Origin of the sequence: Micromonospora sp. HM134, from assembly GCF_007833915.1 — a bacterium.
Lineage (GTDB): Bacteria > Actinomycetota > Actinomycetes > Mycobacteriales > Micromonosporaceae > Micromonospora > Micromonospora wenchangensis.
The window spans coordinates 1,984,307-2,003,244 of record NZ_CP041061.1 but is presented as its reverse complement, the minus strand read 5'-3'; the positions used below and the strand labels follow the sequence as shown (position 1 = coordinate 2,003,244).

At 71.1% G+C, this 18,938-nt stretch carries 12 protein-coding genes and 1 tRNA gene; 2 read left to right on the top strand and 11 right to left on the bottom strand.

Annotated elements, in window-relative coordinates:
• Positions 1-64: 64 nt before the first annotated feature.
• The 5 genes from FJK98_RS09195 to FJK98_RS09175 all read right to left on the bottom strand — a co-directional run bounded on the left by FJK98_RS09195 (position 65) and on the right by FJK98_RS09175 (position 10,823).
• On the bottom strand, positions 65-3,745 hold the full coding sequence (locus tag FJK98_RS09195; protein WP_145918636.1) for an RICIN domain-containing protein: 3,681 nt from the start codon (positions 3,743-3,745) through the stop codon (positions 65-67).
• Positions 3,746-3,769: 24 nt separating this feature from the next.
• A complete protein-coding gene (locus tag FJK98_RS09190; RefSeq protein ID WP_145918635.1) occupies positions 3,770-4,201 on the bottom strand; it encodes a hypothetical protein in 432 nt (143 codons plus the stop codon).
• 47 nt (positions 4,202-4,248) lie between these two features.
• Complete coding sequence (locus FJK98_RS09185; protein ID WP_145918634.1) at positions 4,249-4,764, bottom strand: hypothetical protein; 516 nt, start codon at positions 4,762-4,764, stop codon at positions 4,249-4,251.
• Complete coding sequence (locus FJK98_RS09180) at positions 4,754-6,556, bottom strand: RyR domain-containing protein (RefSeq protein ID WP_145918633.1); 1,803 nt, start codon at positions 6,554-6,556, stop codon at positions 4,754-4,756. The genes FJK98_RS09185 and FJK98_RS09180 overlap by 11 nt, the downstream gene beginning before the upstream one ends.
• A 61-nt stretch (positions 6,557-6,617) precedes the next feature.
• On the bottom strand, positions 6,618-10,823 hold the full coding sequence (locus FJK98_RS09175; RefSeq protein ID WP_145918632.1) for a HEAT repeat domain-containing protein: 4,206 nt from the start codon (positions 10,821-10,823) through the stop codon (positions 6,618-6,620).
• 294 nt (positions 10,824-11,117) lie between these two features.
• Between FJK98_RS09175 and FJK98_RS09170 the strand changes: the two genes are divergently transcribed.
• Positions 11,118-12,104 carry an SCO2521 family protein gene (locus FJK98_RS09170; RefSeq protein ID WP_145918631.1) on the top strand — a complete coding sequence of 329 codons (987 nt, stop codon included), beginning with the start codon at positions 11,118-11,120 and terminating at the stop codon, positions 12,102-12,104.
• Here FJK98_RS09170 and FJK98_RS09165 read toward each other — a convergent pair.
• The 6 genes from FJK98_RS09165 to FJK98_RS09140 form a co-directional block, all read right to left on the bottom strand.
• Entirely contained in the window at positions 12,083-13,048 is a 966-nt protein-coding gene (locus FJK98_RS09165; RefSeq protein WP_145918630.1) for an SCO2522 family protein, read from the bottom strand. The genes FJK98_RS09170 and FJK98_RS09165 overlap by 22 nt on opposite strands.
• Positions 13,045-13,974, bottom strand: a complete 930-nt coding sequence (locus FJK98_RS09160) for an SCO2523 family variant P-loop protein (RefSeq protein ID WP_145918629.1) — start codon at positions 13,972-13,974, stop codon at positions 13,045-13,047. Before FJK98_RS09160 ends, FJK98_RS09165 begins: the two co-directional genes overlap by 4 nt.
• Positions 13,974-15,815, bottom strand: coding sequence for an SCO2524 family protein (locus tag FJK98_RS09155; protein WP_145918628.1), 1,842 nt, complete (start codon positions 15,813-15,815; stop codon positions 13,974-13,976). The genes FJK98_RS09160 and FJK98_RS09155 overlap by 1 nt, the downstream gene beginning before the upstream one ends.
• Positions 15,816-16,011: 196 nt before the next feature.
• On the bottom strand, positions 16,012-16,800 hold the full coding sequence (locus FJK98_RS09150) for an SCO2525 family SAM-dependent methyltransferase (protein ID WP_145918627.1): 789 nt from the start codon (positions 16,798-16,800) through the stop codon (positions 16,012-16,014).
• 640 nt (positions 16,801-17,440) lie between these two features.
• Positions 17,441-17,512: transfer RNA gene (locus FJK98_RS09145), tRNA-Val, on the bottom strand.
• A gap of 56 nt (positions 17,513-17,568) precedes the next feature.
• Complete coding sequence (locus FJK98_RS09140; protein WP_370517023.1) at positions 17,569-18,201, bottom strand: TIGR02611 family protein; 633 nt, start codon at positions 18,199-18,201, stop codon at positions 17,569-17,571.
• Positions 18,202-18,494: 293 nt separating this feature from the next.
• On the opposite strand from FJK98_RS09140, the gene FJK98_RS09135 reads away from it, so the two are divergent.
• The gene (locus tag FJK98_RS09135; RefSeq protein ID WP_007457244.1) at positions 18,495-18,926 is read left to right on the top strand and encodes an SsgA family sporulation/cell division regulator; all 432 of its coding nucleotides are present in this window, start codon (positions 18,495-18,497) and stop codon (positions 18,924-18,926) included.
• Positions 18,927-18,938 lie beyond the last annotated feature (12 nt).

Genomic DNA, 18,938 nt, shown 5'->3' with positions numbered 1-18,938 from the left:
CGGGGACGTCGTGCCGATCGGCGTACCGGACGCCCGGGGCGGGGGTCGGCGGCCCCGCGTCACCTCACCAGCGCCAGCCCTCCCGCCCGGTGTCCGGCACGGACTCCACGCTCAGGTGCGCGTGCAGGCCGTGGTCGGTCAGGTAGGTCTGGACGAGTTGCCCCTGCACGACGGTGTCGTTGTAGATGGTCATCGAGGCGGTGTCCTGGTGTACGCACCACACCTGCCCCTGGCTGTGCGGGTCGTAGCCGTCGAGCACCACGTGCGCGCCGGGTTGGGGCAGGCCCCCGTCCGGGGTGGACGTCAGGTACTCGTCGTCGTACAGCAGGTAGAAGCACCGGTCGGCGCCGCGCTGCCCGGCCGGCACCGGCTGCCACTCCCGGCTGCCGGTGGTGGCGGGCAGCAGTTGCACCGGCCGGCCCTCGACGCCGTCCGGGCCGGCCACCCCCAGCTCGGCCGCCGTGCCGGCGGGCGCGACGACGGGCAGGATGTCACGCCGCAGTTCGAGGTCCGTCGAGGACGCGAGGAACCAGCGTTGGTACGGCGAGTCGGTGGCGTCCCGGGCGGCCAGCACGAAGTCGCCCGGCAGCACCGTGAGCGCCTGCCCGGTCAGGTAGTTGAGCAGGGTGTACGTGCCGTCGCCGTTGGCCACCGGTCGCCAGAGCTGGGCCAGCGACGGTGACCAGCCCAGCGCGGCGCGGGCGTCCGGGGCGGCGTCGGCCAGGCCCAGGTAGCGGTCGTCGGTCGAGTTGCCCTCCCGTACCCGTTGCAGGCGCAGGTAGCCGGAGACCTCGTTGTCCCAGTCCAGCCGCCACTGCTGCGCCCGCGACGGGTCGTACGCGGTGTCCACGACCAGCGGCCCGCCGTTGGGTTCGGCGTCGGCGACGGAGGTGGTGGCGGCGTTGCGCAGCAGGGCCCGGCCGGGCATCGTCGGCGTGGACAGCGGCGGCACCTCCGCGGCGGCGCGCAGGTCGAAGCCGTAGGTCACCGGGTGGTGGTCGGAGTTGGTGATCGTCCGTTCCGTGCGCGCCTGGAAGAGCGTCGGTGCGCCGTTGCCGAAGTCGGTCACCGCGTAGTCCAGGGTGCTCGTCGGGCCCGTCGTCGGATGGGTGTTGGCGTCCGGGGCCATCACGGCGAACTGGTTGGCCGGCAGCGCGTTGCGCAGGTTCTGCGGCTCCCGGTTGAAGTCACCGAGCACGACCCACTCGTAGGGGCCGTTCGGGCCCGGGTTGTTCTGGATGTACGTGCGGATGTTCGCCAGCGTGGTCGGCATGTCGTTGCCGTTGCCCGACCAGCCGTGCACGGTGAAGAAGAACGTCTCGCCGATGCGTACGCCGAGCGCCGGCCGGGCGTTCGCCTGACCGGCGACCACGGTGATCTGGTCGGCCCGCTGGGCGGTGGCGACGGCCAGGTTGACCCGGTTCGGGCCCTGCGTCGAGGTGTCCGTGTTCAACCAGTACAGGTGGCGGGTGGGTTCGCCGAGCAGGGTGCCCAGGTAGTACTCGTACACCGGCGGGGAGACGCCGTTGTTCCGGAACACGTTCTGGGTGTAGCGCCCCCGTTCGTGTGCGCTGCCGGCCGGCGGCGACCCGGCCTCCTGGAGCGCCACCGCCAGCGTTCCCGCGCTGAGGAACCCCGTCACGGTCGCGTACTTGTTCTCGTAGGTGCCGCCCGCGCTGGAACCCGCGCCCTGCATGTTCCAGGTCATGATCGTCCGCCGGTTGCCGTCGCGCGGTTCGAGCTGGCCGACGTCGCGCAGGAACAGCGACGGCCACCGCTCGCCGGTGCGTACCGCGACACCCTGGCCGGCGTAGTTCACGGTCTCCCGGCCGGACCAGTCCTTGATCGGCGCGCCGCCCTGGCTCAGCGGGGTGAACGCGCGCGGATTCGCCGCGTCGGAGCCGAACTGGTAGATCGCCTCCCCGTCGCCGCCGTCGCTGGAGTACGGCTCGTAGGGCAGGTAGGGGCCACCCGGTACGGACTGTTTGATCATGGTGTTGCGGTGGAAGACGTTCTGCGGCCCGGACGCCCCGGACCACTTGATCGCCTTCGCCGCCGCCGCCCACCAGATCGGGAACCAGGTGCCGTCCTCCAGTTCACCGCCCTCGCCGCCGCAGTTGGCGGTGCAACTTCCCGACCGGTGCTCGTACGGGACGCGGACGGTGTTGCCCTCGAACAGGTTGTAGCGTTCCCAGCCGCCGTGCAGGTTGAGGTCGGAGTCCAGGTCGTTGCCGAACGCCACGTTGCCGCTGGCCGACCACTGGAACGTGAAGTGCCGCAGGTTCCGGCTGGTGTTGTACGCCCACAGCGAGTCCCACACCCGGCTGCCGCGCAGGTAGCCGTTGCCGCCCTTGCCCTTGTTCCACGCCCCGTCGAACGTGTTGTGCTCGATCTGGAGGTTGCGGGCGACCTCGGTGACGATCGGGTGCGAGCCGGTCATCGACCCGGCCAGCCCGCGCGCCCAACTGTTCGCGGCCCACTTGAACGCGATGCCGTGCATGGCGTACTCGGGGGCCAGGTTGCCGTAGTTGTGCACGGCGTCGGTCGGGGTGGGGTGGTAGACGCCGCCGAGCAGCTTCGGCAGCCCCTCCATCTCCTGGGAGAACGCGAAGTTCTCGAAGCCGACGCCCTCCACCGCCCGCAGCGGGGTGATCTTGCTGGGGTAGACGTTTCCGGCGATCGGCGCCGAGCCGTCCGAGGTGGAGTCGACGGGCGCGTCGTACTCCAGCGGACGGTCCAGCGTGACGGTCTTCGCCGACGTGTTCACGGCGATCGCCCGGAACATCTGCTGGCGCATGTGCAGGTTCTCGCGGGTGCCGGGATCGTCCGGCGCGAGCCCCTGCTGTTCGTAGAAGCGCAGGCTGTTGGCGACCCCGACCCAGACGAAACCGCCGACGCGGAAGCCGTCCATCTTGGCCTTGGCGTCGAGGCGGATCACGTTCTGCCCGGCGCGGGCCGAGAACCCCGGGTCGGCCGACGTGGAACCCAGCTTCTGGCCGGAGGCCCAGTGCTGGTTGACGGAACCCTCGAACAGGTCCCTGCGGTTCGCGGGGGCGGCGGCCCACTCGTCGGCGTACCGGTCGGCGACCTCACGGGTCTGCACCTTGAACAGGGCGCGGCCCGGCCAGATCCAGCCCCCGGTGCCGGTGTCCGGCGGCGAACCGAAGGTCATCGTGTCCTGGTTCCACCGGCTGCCGTCGGCGGTCAGCGTGTCGTAGCGGGTGTTGACGTCCGGCCGGAACACGACCCGGGTGCCGCCGCTTGCGGCGCCCTGCCCCCGCAGCACCAGGAAGTTCGCGTCGACGTAGATCTGGCGGGAGATGTCGATCCGCCCGGCCGGCAACCCGATCAGCGAGAGCCGGTGCGGGTTGCCCGACGGCGAACAGTTCGCCTTGATCCGGTCGATGGCCGACTGGAGGCCCACGCTGTCGTCCACCGCGTCGTCGGCGCGGACCCCGAACTCGGCGGCCAGCCGCGCCGCGTCGATCGTGCAGGCCCCGCCCGCCAGGTCCGCGTCGGACGGCAACGACTGGCCGCCGAGATAGCCGACCCGGGACCAGTCGGGCAGCCCGGCGACCCCACCGATCCGGTTGCCGGCGGTCAGGTCCGCGTCCCCGGCGACACCCGCCGCCGTCGACGCCGCCCCGGTCGGCGGTGCGGCCACCGCCCGCGCCGCCGACGGCGCAGGCACCGCGACCGTCGCGACGAGCAACAACCCCAGCAGTACGCGGGCAGCGCGGACCATCGACTCTCCCCAGTTCCGGGTGGTTCAGTACCGGTAGTAGTGCGCGTCCTTGCGGCCACCGGAGGCGGTCGTGCCCTCGGCGGCGATGCCGATCCCGGTGACGCCGTTGTAGAACGTCTCGTAGTTCCGGTTCGGGCCGATCACCGCGAAGGTTCCGGAGCTGGTGTTGAAGTGGCCGATGACCCAGATCAGGGTGCTCTCGCCACCCGTCGGGACCGGCCCCCACCAGCAGTCGGCACCCGGGTTGAGGACCGGGCCCAGCTGCACGGTCTGGCCGTTGAGGTCGAGGTATTCGAGGTGCACCCGGTAGTTGCCCCACGGGCAGAGCTGCACCCACCCGTCGCGGATGGTGGACGCCGAGGCGGGCGTCGTCGGTGCCACGACCAGCGCGACCGCGCTGACCGCCGCGACGGCCGAGGCCAGCAGCCGCCGCGATTCGAACCACTTCGATGTCATGCCCGCGAGGATAGGTCGCCGCACTGGACAGGAAGTGAACCCGCGGTTCAGTGCGCCCCGGGCGGCATCCGCCGGGCACCGGCTGGCCAGAGGACCGAGATCGGGATGCCCCGACGCCGGGCCCGGTCGACGGTCCGGTCCGTCGACGCCGCGTGGCAGCCCGGCTCGCCGTCCCAGACCGCCACGAGCCGCTGCACCCGTCGGACCAGTTCCCGGTTGGCGGCGACGAAGGCGGCGGTGCCCGACCGGTCGTGACCGGTGTGCACGACAGTCACCGCCCGGTCGAGCAACTCGTCGAAGCCCGCCCGCTGTCCCGGGGCGATGACCGCGTCCCGGTAGTCCCGGGCCGGCAGGATCACCTCGTACGTGCCGCCCAGGTCCAGGACCGTGCGCGCGAAGATCTGGTCCGTGCCGCCGGCCAGGCAGGTGACGCCGCGCACCGGCCGGTCGCCGATCCGGCGCAGTTCGGCCCGCAGCGCGTCGGCGACGAGCACCTCCGTGTCGCGGGTCAGGTGGATGTGCCCGGTCACGCCGATGCGCTCCAGCCCGGCATCAGCCGACATCCGCCGGTCCTCTCCCCGAGGCGGGCGCCCCGGGCACCAGCCGGATCAGCTCGAAGCCGCTGTCGGACAGCACCTCGGGCAGCGCCCGGATCTCCTCGCGGTTGCGTTCCTGGACCTCGGCGGAGAGTTCGTCCCACGGCCGCAGGAACGGATGCCGCTGCTGGACGTCGTCGCGGGACTCGCCGTACGCCCAGCCCTCCCCCCGTCGTTCCCGGCACCACCGTTCGTGTTCGAGCCGGGCGAGCACCTCGATCCGGTCGTCGATGGCCTCCCCGGCGGAGACGTCACCGGCCCCACCCCGCCGGGGCGCCACCACGCACCCGAGGTTCAGCAGCTTCGCGGCGATGTCCTGGACGTGGGCCCGGTTGGCCCGCCGCAGCGACTCGGGCAGTCGCGACCAGTCGACCATCGCCGGGGTGTCGCCGGGACGCAGCCCGGCCCGTTGCTGCGCATCGAGATAACGCTCGTGGATCAGCCGGGCCAGCCGCTCGGTGAGGTCGTCGCCGATCAGCCGGGCATCGCAGGCGCGGGTCAGCACCGGATACAGGCGGAGCTTGCCGTGCACCTCGTCGAGCAGGTCGTGGCGGGAGTCACCGTGGAAGGCCGCAGCCAGCGCCGCCTGCCGGTAGACCGGCACGAACACGCAACTCTCGACACCTTGCCAGAGACCGGGTGAGTCCAGCACGAACTGCAAGCCGCTGCTCTCCTCCGGTGCACAGACGTAGATCCGATCGTAGCGGCCGGAGCCGAGCCGGCCGAGCGCGACACCGTCGAGGTCCCCGTCGTACGCGGTCAGCTCGCAGACGGTGCCCAGGAACGGGTAGCGGGACGTCACGACCTCCCGTTCGGTGCTGGCGTCCGGGGCGACGAGATCCACCCGCAGGGGTGGCAGGACGACACCGGCAGGTGCCCGCGCCCGGCACGTCCGCCAGTGCCGGGCGGTCTCGGTGAGCAGGGCGCGGCGGAAACCGCCGGTGCCGGCGATGAGCAAGCGGGTGGGCCGGTCGGCCGTGCCGGCCAGGGGATGGTGCCGGTACAGCGCGCGGGCGGCGACGTCGTCGACGTGGAAGTAGTCCAGCCGCAGCCGGCTGGACCCGGCCGCGCCGAGCCGCCGCGCCTGCAGGGACAGGCACATCTCGGAGTCGTTGACCAGCACGTAGACCCGTGGTGGTTCCCGTCCGCCCCGCACGAGCCGGCTGGCGGTGTTGGCGATGGCGTGGTTGCGGTCGTCGTCCTCACCACAGGCGTAGATGGTGTGCGCCCGGGGCAGGCCCGCGCCGCGCAGCACCTCGGCACTGGTCGGATCACCGATGACGCCGAGATAGCGGCGGCGGCGGTACTCCAACGGACCGAACGGTACGGACCGCACCACGACCACGCGTTCCCCGTCGGCGAAGAGCCGGTCGGCGAGCATGTGGGCGAACCGGGAGTCACCGCAGACGAGGACGTGGCCACGGGCCCGCCGGGCGCGCAGGCGGCGGCTCTCGGCGGCCAGCAGCAACCGGCCGGCCTCGGCCACGGCGAGGAGGGTGAACAACGGGGCAGCGAACCGGGCGACCTGCAACTGCCACGGGTAGGGGCCGGGGTCCTGGAACGGCTCGGCGCCGAACACGAAGAGCTGCAGATCGTAGTAGAGCACGTCGAACCGGTCGTGCACGGTGTCCGGCCGGGTCCGCAGCAGGCTCTCGAAGCCGACGTAGCCGAGAATCAGCGCCGCCACTCCGATGATCCCGAACAGTCCGCGCAGCCACCAGCCAGTCCGGCGGGGCGAGCCGACGAACGGGTCCGTCATGGGGCCATGGTATTTGACGGGGTCGATCAGAATCCGTCGCGAAGCGCCGTGCGCGGGCCGGTCACAGGAAGTCGTCGGGGCTGGTGCCGGGCAGGGTGGCCAGCAGTTGACCGGCCAGCCGCCGGGTGCTGTCGTCCTCCCCCCGGTGGGTGAGCCGCACGAGCAACTCCCGGGTCCGTGGGTCCCGCCAGTGGTGCCGGGTCAACGCGAGCAGCGCGGTCCGGCGGATCTCCCAGTCGTCGTCGTCCACCAGCCCCAGCAGCAGTTCCGGCACCTCCGCCCGGCCGGCCAGGTTCGCGCCCACCTGTTCGGCCGCCCGACGCCGGACCTCCAGGGACGCGTCGTCGCGGACCAGGCCGACCAGCAGCACCTGCACCTCGGGATCGGCGCCGAAGTGCTCGCCGAGCGCGGCGGCGACCCGCGCGCGGATCGCCGGGTCCTCGTCCGCCAGCCGACGCATGAGCCGCAGCGTCACCGCCATGGACGTCGGGCTCTGCCCGGTCAGGCAACACACCGCCGCGTCGAACACGGCCGGGTCGGTGTCCAGGTCGACGCACTCCAACAGCACGTCGGTCACCGTGTCGGAGCTGCCGTACCGGCCGAGCGTCTGCACCGCGGCCAGCCGGATGCCGCCGTAGCTGTCCCGCCGGGCCCGCCGGCACAGCGTCTCCAGCAGGCCGTCGGAGCCGTGGTGCCGGGCGAGCGCCTCGGCCGCCGCGCGCAGCACGGTCGGATCGGGATCTCTGCCGACCTGCTCGGCCAGGCACTCCCGCACCGCCGGCTCGGGCGGGTCGGCGAGGCCGGCCAGGCTCCGGGTGACCCGCAACCGGACGAGCGCGTCGCGCTCCTCGAAGGCCCGGCCGATCAGCAGGGTACGGGTGGCGTGGCCGAGCGGTAGCCGCCCGGTGAGCAGGTCGACGGCGGCGAGCCGGACACTCGCCGTCGGGTCGCGGCGGGCGCTTTCCAGCAGCAGTTCCCCGGTGCGGTGGTCCGGGTACGCGTCGACCAGGGCGCGCACCGCCGCGAGGCGTACCGTCGCGTCCTCGTCCTCCCGGGCCGCCTTCGCCACCACGGTCCGCCCGGTCTCCTCGGCCCCGTCCCGGTCGATCAGCGCGGTCACGGCGGCAGCCCGCACGGACGACTCCTCGTCCTGTCCGATCAGGTCGACCAGCCGGGACCGGCAGCGTCCCTCCGGATCGGGTCCGGAGGCCAGCAGCCGCACCGCCGCCGTGCGCAGCCGCGCGGAGCTGTCCGATCCGGCCAGCTTCAGCAGCAGGTCCGTGTCCTCCGGGGCCGGTGGTCCCGGCAGCAGGATGGTCAGCAGGCAGCGCCGTACCTCGTCCGGGGCATCGCCGTCCACCCGTCGCAGCGCGGCGGCGCGGGCGGACCCGGCCTGCTCGGGCAGGGCCAGCAGGCCCTCCAGCGCCCGCTGCACCACCCCCGGGTCGCCGTCGGTGTCGAGCAGTCGCCGCAGCGTCCCGGCGGCGTCCGGCACCTCGGTCAGGCGCGCGGTGAGCACCCCGACGGCGGCCCGGCGTACCGTGGGGTCGGGGTCCACGGTGGCCCGGACCACCATCCGGCGGACGTCGTCGGACAGTCCGGTGCGACCGCCGAGGGACTGTACGGCCAGCGCGCGCACCGCGAGGTCGGTGGAGTCGACGAGCCCACGCAGCACGTCCGGCAGGTCGGGGTCGGCGCCGAAGTGGGTGACCAGCGCCCGCACCGCGGCCTGACGGACCGCGGTGGAGATCTCGGCGCGGGCCTGGGCGAGCAGGAGGTCCCGGTACCGGCGGCGACCGGTGGGGTCCGTCCGGGCGGCGGCCTCGGCGAGCCCGGCGACCAGGGTGAGGTGGGCGTGCCGCTCGGTGCCCTGACCGAGCTCCACGAGCAGGAGGTCCTCCAGCCGTTCGTCGGCGGTGGAGAGCGCGGCGGCGATCCGGGTGGCGAACACGGAGCCGGTGCGCCAACTGGTGCGTATCCCACGGCGGCGGTACCAGTGCAGGAAGGTCGTCCGGCCGGGCCAGTCCGGCCCCAGCGCCCGGATCGAGGAGAGCAGCTCCTGCTCGGTGAGGTCCACCAGTTGGGGATCGTCGGCGGAGATGCCGTGCTCGACCAGCAGCACCACCTGGCGCAGCACGGCCTCGCCTGCCTCGGCCAGGTCCGCGGGTTGCGGGGCCTCCGCCACGCACTGCGCGGCGAGCACCAGGTTCCAGGGCGGGCCGGTGAGGTTCAGCGGCGGCCAGGGTCGGGGTCCCTCGGTGGCGAGCCGGACGATCAGGTCGTTGGCGGTCGGGACGGGCAGTGCGCCGGCCACCAGCCGGAGCACCTCCCGCCAGGACGGATCGGCCCAGTGGTCGCGGAACAGCGATCGCAACCGCGCGGGGCCCCAGGAGCCCGGATCGTGCTCGATTCCGTCCACGATCTCCTCGGCACAGAAGAACTCCAGGAACGCCCGGTGCACGAACCCGAACAGTCGCAGCCCGTAGCGTTCCAGAATGAAACTCCGCTGGCGCAATTTGTCGATCATCGAGTGGGCCATGGCGAGTGCCCGCTCGTTGCTGAAACTGTAGAACGTGACGAGGTGGTCCCGGAAGATGAGTGCCAGTTCGTCGGATTCGATGCAGTTCCCGGCCAGCCCCGATTCCCGGAACTGCATCCGGAATGCCAGCTGGCGCAGCAGCCGGTGCTTCGCCTTCAAATCCAGCGGCGGCACCTCGCCGTGGCTCTCCCGCAATTGCTTGGTGACGTCCCACTCGGAGATCAGGACGTCGGTGACATGTGCGTACAGTCGTCGTCGGTTACGGGGCAGCGGGTGGCCCCGACCGACGATGGCCATGAGTATCAGCAGCAGCGGGTTGCCGGCGATCTCGTGCATCGCCCGGGAGTTGCGCACCACGTCGAGAAGCTGCCGCCGTTGCCGTTCCGCCTCCGCCTCGGTGGGCATGACGTAGCGGTACCAGTTGCCGAGGAAGCGGGCGATCTGCCCGTCGTCGAGATCCTCGATCGTGAAGTGGTCGAACCCGGCGTTGGCGAAGGTCTGCCGCAGATATCCCGCCGCCCGGGAGGTGACCACCGTCAGCACCCCCGGGTACTCGTTGGCGAAGGTGGCGATCTGCGCGGCCACCTCCTCCCGCTGCGCCGGGTCGACCACCTCATCGAGGCCGTCGAGCAGGAACAGCGCCCGGCCGCCCCGGCGCAGATACGACTCCAGCACCGTCCGGTCGAGTCCGGGCAGGCCCATCTGCTGGCTGTGGCCCACGTAGTCCAGCAGGCCGTCGCACCGCCCGTCCCCACGGTGCGTGGCGTACGACCGCAGTTCGATCAGCACGGGCAGGTGGCCGTCCAGCGCCGCCAGCCGGGGCTCGGCGCAGATCCCGGCCAGCACCAGCGCCAGGTAGCGGGCGACCGCCGACTTTCCGGATCCGGGGTCGCCGAGCAGCACGATCATCCGTCGGGCGGGATCGCACACCACGTCGAACAGCATCAACGCGTCCTTGGCCGCGTACTCCTCCCGCAGCCGCTCCACCTCCTCCGGATCCACCACCCCGGGAAGTCCCGCGTCGTCGCCGTCCGGCGTGGCCCCGGCCGGGCGCCACCAGGCCAGGGGCATCTCCGGGCGGGCTTCCTCGTGCACGCGGGGCTCCACGAACACCTTCGGCAGCCCGACGGTCAGGTAACCGATGGTGGGGCGGGGCGAGACGGCATCCACCGCGACCGCCTCGTACATCAGGGCCAGGTTCCGGTGGTAGCGGGTCCGCATCTCCTCCGGCAGGTGGGTGCCCGGGTCGGCCGGCCCGCGGACCGGGGACCGGCCGCTGAGCACGTCGGTCAGTGCCGCCATCACCTTGGCGGTCAGGTCGTCGACGCTGGAGAAGAAGTCACACAGGTGGTGCTCCTGAAGCTCCCGGCGCAGTTCGAGGATCCGGTCACCGTCGGTGCCCCGGTCCATCATGTCGCCCGGCCAGCGCGCGTCCTCGGCGAGCAGGAAGACCAGGCAGGGCTTTCCGGCCGCGAGCGCGGCGCGGTACTCCAGTTCGGTGATGGACGACGTCTGGCCGGGCGGCCGGAATCCGTACCGCCAGGCGAAGAGCCCCAGGTAGAGGTCACAGTCCCGGACGTCGTTCAGGCAGCGCTCCAGCGGCGGCTTGACGTCGGCGCCGTACGCCTCCATGGCGACGTCCTCGATCTTCAGCCGACGGGCCACCGCGTGTACGGCCAAGCGGTATTTCAGCAGGTCCTTTTGGGTGGCTGAAATGTAGACCTTCATGAACGGCAAACTCCAGGGGGAGACTGGTGACCGTTGCTTTGAAAGTACCAGCCGTCGTCACCTGCTCATGTTCGACGAACACTCGATGCGCGTTGCTGCGCGTGGGATTCCCGCGGAGGGGCCTATGATGTCGACAGCACGGATTCAGGTCCGAGCGGGCCGAATCTCGCTTTCCCGAGGTCTCCTTTCGTCCGGCCCGCATCCGGGTCGGCACGGATCACGGCGGCGCACGTCAATCACCAGGGACGCATTCCGCGAGCCGGCGCGGACGGATGCGGTGATGCGGAGGAAGTCATGCTCACACTCGGTGAGGTGCACACCAACCTGCTGCAGCACAGCACCGCGCTGGCCCAGGAGCAGAGTGCCGAGGTGCTGCACCTGGTCGAGGGCGAGGCGGTGCTGACCTCCCGCCGCCCGTCGCTCTACGCGGTCTCCCCCGACGTCCGCACCGGGGTGGACTGCTGGCTGCCCAGCGCCCGACGCCGTCAGCTACGCGGGGTCGGTGCGGTGGTCACCCGGGCGATCGTCACCGGCGGCCGGATCGTGCAGGCCTCCTCGGTCATCCGGGTGACGGGCGGCGAGCGACGCCGGCCGTGGTCGCACTACCTGGCCAACCCGGGCATCCTGGAGACGGTCGGCAAACTGGACGCCGTGGATCTGACCGCGGGCTTCCTGCGCGGCGACGACGCCGACGTGCTGAACCTGGAGGCGATCACCGGCCGGGTCCTCGACGGTGTGCAGACGTCCGACCTGTTGGACCGGCGTCCGCCGCTGCGCGCGGCGCGTACCCGGCTGCGCTGGGCCGCGCAGGTCTCGCCGCGCCCGGAGCGGGAGGTCTCGGCGGTGGTCACCGTGGACTCCCCCACGCTGCGTACGGTCGAGCTGGTGCTGGATCCCCAGGACGTGCCGGACGCCGTGACCGGCCTCTGCGAGGACCTCGCCCTGCACGACTGGCTGTTGACCACACTGTCCTCCCTCGTGGAGGCCGCCGTCGCGCGCTCGGCCTCCGGTCAGGAACACATCGAGCGGCTGCGGCCGGTGCTGGAGCACCTGCTGCACCTGTGGCTGCCCGGCGCGCGGGTGAACCCCCGGCTGCGACCGATCTGGGACCGGCTCGAACAGGTGCCGGGGTTCAGCCGGCAGTGGAACTCGTCGGTGACCTGGATCCGGGACCAGATCGCCGTGGCCAACCTGACCCTGCTGCGTGACCTCGCCGGCCGGATGCCGGGCGGCCAGCAGTGCGGCAGGGCACTGACCGCTCACCCGCCGATGAACACGTAACTCAACCGGTCGACCAGTTCGCCGGGCAGCCGCAGGCCCTCGCCGCCCGCCCGCCGGGTGATCTGCTGCGCGACCGCCGGGGGCACCGCCACCTGGCCGAGAATCGTCCGCACCGCCATCTCCACCGGCAGGTACTGGGTGTCCATCAGTGTCAGCGTGCGGTACGCGCAGAACGGCGCGGCGGCCGGATTCAGCTGGACGACAGCCGGTAGCGCATCCCACGAGTCGGGCAGCTCGCCGGTGAGCCGGTGCGGCTGCATCAGCGTCTCGCCGCGACGACGCAACACGCCCAGCCGGGCCATCTGCCAGACCGAGGCGAGCAGGGCGCAGGCCCACACCCGGCTGCTCGGCTCGCCGGACCACAGCTCGACGTCGACGAAGATGGAGTGCCGGGGGTCACCGGACTGCACCGGCGGGGACCACGGCCGGGGCAGCGTCATCGCCGGCGCGTCGACGTGGCCGGGTGAGCGCATCCCGTTGGACAGCCAGCCCGACTCGCTCAGCGGGGGGCGGCTGCCGGTGGTGTTCCGGGGCGGCTCCACCACCAGGGTGTCGACGACCATCTGGGCCAGCTCGACGCCGTCGTGGCGGGCGAAGCTGGACTCCCGGGCGACGTAGTCGAGCACCAGGCCCTGCGCCGCCGCCGCGCTCTGCACCTGCGCGATCACCTCGCCGGGGGTGCCGAAGCGGTGGAAGTAGTCGTCCACCATGAAGCAGGTGCTGATCCGGGGTTGGCGGCCCGCCGTCAGCCCCCGGTTCGCCAGCACCGGGATCATCGCCGACCACTCGGCGATCTGCGCGAACCTGTCCCGCAGATCCTGGCATCCCGCGCCGAAGTCCTCGGCGTAGAAGTGCCCCAACTCCACCGACAGGTGCGCGTACGCCACGCTCTCCGTACGGGCCACCGCAGCCGCCTCCTGGAACCTCACGTCCACGTCGGTCATACGGCTTCCCACGCGGTTTCGTCGAACAGCTTCGCGGTCAGGTCCACGAAGGCGTCCACGGTCTTCACGTTCGCGATCTTGGTCTGCACGTCGTGGTCCGAGATGAGCTGCTCCCGCCACTGCAACAGCGGATCGAGCGGCACCGAGCCGAGCCGGGTGGTACGGCCGACCCCCTTACGCCGGGCCAGCTCCGACAGCTCGTCGTCGCACTTACGCAGGAACGCCTGCTGGGCGAGGTCGAGATGACCGACCTCGTCGCCTCGGGCGTCGATCAACGCGGTGCGGACGAACCGCAGCGACTCCCGCAGCCGTTCCCGATCGTGGCCGTACTCCCCGCCCATGGCCAGGATCCCGCCCGCCTCGAAGGCCAGGTCCGCCGCCGCCGTGACGTGTTGCGGGGTCCACCGGTGGAAGACCAGCCAGCGGGCGGTGACCTTGCACAGGGACGGGGTGGCGGTCGCGGCCAGGGCGATGTGACTGGCGTACGACCGGCCGGCGCTGAGGTCCACCAGGGTCAAATCGAACTCCTCCTCCAGGCGGAGGAAGAGTTCGGCGCAGCGCGTGGCGATGTCACTGGTGAAGCCGAACTCGCTGCCGTTGCGCTGACCGGGTAGGAGCACCAGGGCTCCCGAGCCGACGGGCCGCTGGCGCAGGCTGGCCCGCTCGGAGGTGCCCCAGACGTCCAACCGCTCGGGCGAGGGGATCTCCCCGCGCAGGTACCGGTGCAGACCGCCGCGGCTGGGCCCCGAGCCCTCCACCCCGTTGACGGCCTGCGGGATCTGGAACGTGATCCCCGCCGTCGGCGAGCCGAAGTCATAGTCCAGGTAGCAGGTCGACCTGCCGGACAGCGCGCTGCGGTAGGCGATGTTCGCCGCGGTCACCGACCGACCGGTGCCACCCTTGTGTGACGTGACGAAGACCAGCATCAGATCCCCTCGCCGGCCTTCTGCTGACCGGTGCTGACGTCGTTGATCTGCAGCAGCACCGTGTTCGCCAGGGCGGCCGCCGTGCCCGGACGCTCGTCCACCAGCAGTTGGGCCCGACGCAGGCTGGCCCGGATGCTGCGCATGTTGCGTTGCATCGCCACCCCGGAGAACGTGCCGCGCATCAGCTCCCGGTCGAACAGGTACTCGGCCTCGTCGACGAGATCCTGGGCGTACGCCGCGAGCCCGCCGGCCCGGGGGAAGGGCCGTTCCGAGAGCAGCTGACTGGCGTTGACCATCGCGTGCACCGCCCGCTCGGTCAGGTACCAGGAGGGTGCCTCGGGCATCGGCGCCAGCCCCGGGAACGCGCCGCCGGCATGGTCCCACAACCCCCGGTGCCGACCGTCCGGGATGCGCCGCAGCAGCAGGTGGTCCCACACCTCGTCCGCCAACTCGAGCAGTTCGCTGCGCCGCCGGGCGTTGTTCAGCAGGCCGGCGACGGTTATCGCCCGCTGGAGCAGCACCGTCGAGAACTCGTTGACGTTCCACGTCATGATCGGCTTCGACGTCTCGTCGTTGAGGATCACCTGTTTGCCTGGCGCGTGCACGAGCAGCGCCGGCTCGCCGGGGGACGCGCGCCGGGTGATCCGCGCCCGCTGCGCCAGTTCCACCAGCACCGAGGCGATCCGGCCGAGTTCCTCGTCGCCACCGCGCCCCACGGCGAGCAGGCCCTTGACCGCCAGCGACGTCGTCTGCAGCGTGTAGTAGTCGGTCCGGTCGCCGTCGGTCGTCCGCCACGGGATGTCCTCGATGGGCCAGCGTCGCCGGTTGCCGAAGGTCGCCACCGTCGCCCAGTAGGTCCGGGTCAGCTCCCAGCGCAGTTGCAGCGCCCGGGACAGCCGCTGCTGTTCCTCGTTGAGCAGGCCGAGCAGGCGGGTGCGTTCGGAGTTCAGGTCCTCGATGGCGTCCATCGCGATGACCGTGAAGTAGAGGTAGGGGGCGTTCTCCGCGGACCCGGGGCGCTGCCGGCCGATCGGTTCGCTGGTCGCGACCTCCTCGGCTCCGGCGATGGTTCCCCAGGACCAGCCGCACTCGAAGAGCATCTCGCTGTTGTCGAGGTCTTCGGTCACCCGACCCGACCCGAGGAGCACACTGCGCAGGCTGGCCATCGTGTCCTGCAACTGTTCGCGCAACGCGTCCACGACTTCCCGGCGCGGTAACTCGTCCTGGTTGACCATGTCGCACAGCCGACGGCCGGACGGGTCGGTGGAGGTGAAGACGAAGGTACTGAAGCTGCGGAGCAGACCGACCATGGCCGCGGTCAGTCGCACGTTGGCCATCGCCTCCAACTCGTCCAACTGGGCGAGCAGATCACGCCGCTGGGTGGCCTTGCGGTAGACCTTGACGAAACCGATCGTCGCCAAGGTGAGGGTGACGGACACCGCGAACGAGTCGACGATGTCCAGCGAGTACTGCTCCTCGGTGAGCGGTGGCCCGCCCTCGGTCGGGGTGAGGTAGCTGCCACCGGCGAAGATCGGCGTGCCGGCCTCGTCGGTGTAGCGGCGGAAGTACTCGACCATCAGACCGACCAGCTGACGGGGTATCTTGATCGCGTCACCGAGCGAACTGAGTGCCTCGATCACCTCGTCGTCGACCCGGTCCGGATCGTCGAGCGACAGCTCGGAAACCTTGGCCGCGGGGAGCAGCAGGGTCAGTAACTGCTCCGCGTCACTGATCGAGTTGCTGCCGCTCCGGCCACCCCAGCGCCATTCACCATCGTCCCAACAACTGCGCACCGTGGCCCGCCAGATGTCGAGGATCTCCTGGCGCGGCTGTATCCGCATGATCCACCGCCGTCTGTTGTTGTAGCCGCCGACTCGAAACCGCTGTTGTTGCCGTACGCAGGAAGATCCACGGTGGCCGACAGTAATGTGCACCGTCATGGTAGCGGGCCGGTCGACCACCGTACGAAGCGCTTGTCGGCGGGGTGTCGGTAAGCCGACCATCGGGTGTGGACCAGGCCCGGTGCCGCCGTCGATGCTATCCGCGGGTACGACCGGTGGTCAGCAACATACTCACGTAACCGTCACGCAACGGCGGTCGGGGGCGTTCCTCGTGGACGTCAAGTTCGTACGCGCTCGCGGCGATACCGGCCACGACCTCGGCGCGGTCGAGTGACACGGCCGGAAAGGACCGTCGACCGACGTGGTAGCCGGCGGAGCCGAGCATGACCGCCAGGGCAAAGGGCGATCCGGGCCGCAGCGCACGCAGGAACCGGGCTATCGCCCGTTCGGCCTCCGACCGGTGGGCCGAGATGGAACACGCCACGAAGAACATCGTTCCGGCGTCCCAGGCGTGCACCGGCAGGGTGAAGACACTGGTCCGCGACACCCGGGCCACCCGCGCCAGCCGCCGCCTCGGGTCGGTCAGGGCAGCGTACGCCGGGTGCTCCGCACACACCTGCCAGTACGGATCCCACATCGGGTCGTAGGAGTCGACCTGCTGACGCAGCCAACACACATTCGATGTCGACCATTCACACAGATCGACGGTGTGGGCGAACGGCAGAAGCGACAGCGCCGGATAGAGATTCGCTCCCGACCCCACGTCGACACAGCGCGCCCCGGAAAGCTCCGCCCCGGCGAAGAAATCCCTGGTCCGGCGGAGAATCTCCCGATCATCGGCCCGCAGGTCCGCGTAGTTGTGTCGGACATATGTCTGCGGGTCGAACCCGTCCCACTGGACCTCGGCATTGACCGGTCCCGGTGCCGGAATCGGCAGGGGCGACGTCGGCGAGTCGCCACCACCAGCCGCCGGGGTCAACGCCATGACTGCGCCTCCATCAATGTCGGCGGACGACCTTCGGTAAGGTCTCGGACGCGCTCGGTGCACCGCCCTTTGTGTATCGGAAGTGCTGCCGGCCCGCAAGAGGCGCTCTTTCACCACGGTCGGCGGCTATCCGCACGGGCACGGGGTCGCGGCCGGTCCGCAAACGGGGGCTGAGGGCTGCGGGCAGGTATTGCTCTCAGCGTCCTTTCGACCTGACGGCGTTGACGAATCGCCGACGACGGCCGGCTGCGGATACCGCACGGCGGCGGTTTCCTCCGCAGCCGTCGACTTAGGTCGAGTCGGCCGGGGGCCGGCCGGGGCCCAGCGGGTCGATCACCGATCGAATCGGCCACGGCTGACCGGATACACCTGAATCGCTGATGTCATCAGCTCGAAAGGATGCGCACCCACCATCCCGCCCCCGGCCTCCGACCGAGCCCGGAGGGTGGCCGCGCCGCGCCCGGCCTGGCCCCGCCAGCGCAGGACGGCGGGTGATTCCCTATCCGAGACTGAGACCGCGGCCGACCACGTGATCACGGCCCGGAGTCGGGACGCTGCGGTCACCGGCCGGAGCACGTACGACAGCAGAAAGGCCACCTCCCGAACCCGGGAAGCGGCCTCTGACCTGCGGAACTGAGAGTGGGCGATGCTGGTATCGAACCAGCGACCTCTTCGGTGTGAACGAAGCGCTCTCCCACTGAGCTAATCGCCCTCAGCGCCGTTGACTCTACCCGATCGTGCGGCGGAGCCAAAAACCCGGGGTGCCGGTCAGGTCGTGGCGAGGTAGTGCAGCAGTTGGGCGACGAGGTCGATGCCGAGGCTGTACTTGAGCGAGAGCCAGAGCACCACGGCGACGAAGACGAGGCCGACGGAGCCGAGCAGGAACCGCACGGCCAGGGAGCGGGTGGTGGCCCACCGGGTCCAGGCGTGGACGTGGCGCCGGGTGAACCCGAGCAGCCGGCGGGCCCAGTGGAACTCGACGGCCCAGATGGCGAGGCCGGCGATGACGATCAGCCAGCCGGGACCGGGGAGCGGGATCAGGGCGATGCCGACGGTCACCACGAGCGCCCCGGCGACGGCGATGAATATCTTGAGGGCGACGCGTCCGGTGGGGTTGGCCCGGATCAGGTCGAGGGTGGTGCGTACCCGCCACCGCCAGCCGGTGGGGCGGGCGGCGAGGGCGGTCCGGCCGGATCGGCCTCCGCCACCGCGGGCGCGTCCGTTGACCGGCCGGGCCCGGCCCCGGGAGTTGCGGGGGGCGCCGGCGACTCGACCGGCACGACCGGCGTCGGAGGTCGCCCGACCGTCTCGGTCCGGTGGCTTGATCGGCACCCTGTCACCCCGCCTTTTGGCTGCTCGGGCCCCTACTTTCGGTGACTCGGCCCTACTCACCGCATCCATTGAGGAACGCTTCGCGGCCATTTCACCCCCCAGTGTCGTCCCGGCCCGTCACTTGCGCAGACCACTGGACGTTACCGGAGTAAGTCGACGACTGAACCACCCGACTTCGGACGGGCTCCCGACTGGGCAGAACCGGAAATCCTACAAGAATTCTCACATTCTCGCGGCGATTCGGACCCCCTTCCCACCACTGGGTGAAGTCAGCGTATGGCGGAGCGTAGCCAGCAGTAGCACCTGAGTATGGGAAAAGCGGGACACGCGCGTTCCGCAGCGGTGCCGGGGGGAGAACGTCCATGAGTGTCATCCGACCGACGACCGTAGAGGTCGAGACGTCGCTAAGGCTCGTCGCGCCTGACGCCACCGCCTTGCCGGTGCGTGCCAGCCTGCGTTACGACCCTGCTGACCCGTACGCGGTCCACGTCCTGTTCCACGCCGAGTCGGCCGGCGGCGAGGCGGTGAGCTGGTCGTTCGCCCGCGAACTGCTGGTCACCGGCCTCGACGAGCCGGCGGGCATCGGCGACGTGCGGGTCTGGCCCTGGGCCACCCCGCGCGGCGACTTCGTCGCGCTGGCCCTGTCGTCGCCCGACGGCAACGCCCTGTTCGAGGTCCCGCGCAGCGTGCTGGTGCGTTTCCTGCGCCGGACCTACGTCGTCGTCCCGCGCGGCCGGGAGGCCGAACACCTGGACGTCGACACGGCGGTGAACCGGCTGCTCGCCGGTCGCTGACCAGTCTGCCCC

Excerpts from the sequence above, each read along its gene's own strand:
- FJK98_RS09165 (WP_145918630.1), bottom strand. The coding sequence starts at position 13,048 with ATGACCGACGTGGACGTGAGGTTCCAGGAGGCGGCTGCGGTGGCCCGT.
- FJK98_RS09170 (WP_145918631.1), top strand. The coding sequence starts at position 11,118 with ATGCTCACACTCGGTGAGGTGCACACCAACCTGCTGCAGCACAGCACC.
- FJK98_RS09195 (WP_145918636.1), bottom strand. The coding sequence starts at position 3,745 with ATGGTCCGCGCTGCCCGCGTACTGCTGGGGTTGTTGCTCGTCGCGACG.
- FJK98_RS09155 (WP_145918628.1), bottom strand. The coding sequence starts at position 15,815 with ATGCGGATACAGCCGCGCCAGGAGATCCTCGACATCTGGCGGGCCACG.
- FJK98_RS09180 (WP_145918633.1), bottom strand. The coding sequence starts at position 6,556 with ATGACGGACCCGTTCGTCGGCTCGCCCCGCCGGACTGGCTGGTGGCTG.
- FJK98_RS09190 (WP_145918635.1), bottom strand. The coding sequence starts at position 4,201 with ATGACATCGAAGTGGTTCGAATCGCGGCGGCTGCTGGCCTCGGCCGTC.
- FJK98_RS09135 (WP_007457244.1), top strand. The coding sequence starts at position 18,495 with ATGAGTGTCATCCGACCGACGACCGTAGAGGTCGAGACGTCGCTAAGG.
- FJK98_RS09175 (WP_145918632.1), bottom strand. The coding sequence starts at position 10,823 with ATGAAGGTCTACATTTCAGCCACCCAAAAGGACCTGCTGAAATACCGC.
- FJK98_RS09140 (WP_370517023.1), bottom strand. The coding sequence starts at position 18,201 with ATGGATGCGGTGAGTAGGGCCGAGTCACCGAAAGTAGGGGCCCGAGCA.
- FJK98_RS09160 (WP_145918629.1), bottom strand. The coding sequence starts at position 13,974 with ATGCTGGTCTTCGTCACGTCACACAAGGGTGGCACCGGTCGGTCGGTG.
- FJK98_RS09185 (WP_145918634.1), bottom strand. The coding sequence starts at position 4,764 with ATGTCGGCTGATGCCGGGCTGGAGCGCATCGGCGTGACCGGGCACATC.
- FJK98_RS09150 (WP_145918627.1), bottom strand. The coding sequence starts at position 16,800 with ATGGCGTTGACCCCGGCGGCTGGTGGTGGCGACTCGCCGACGTCGCCC.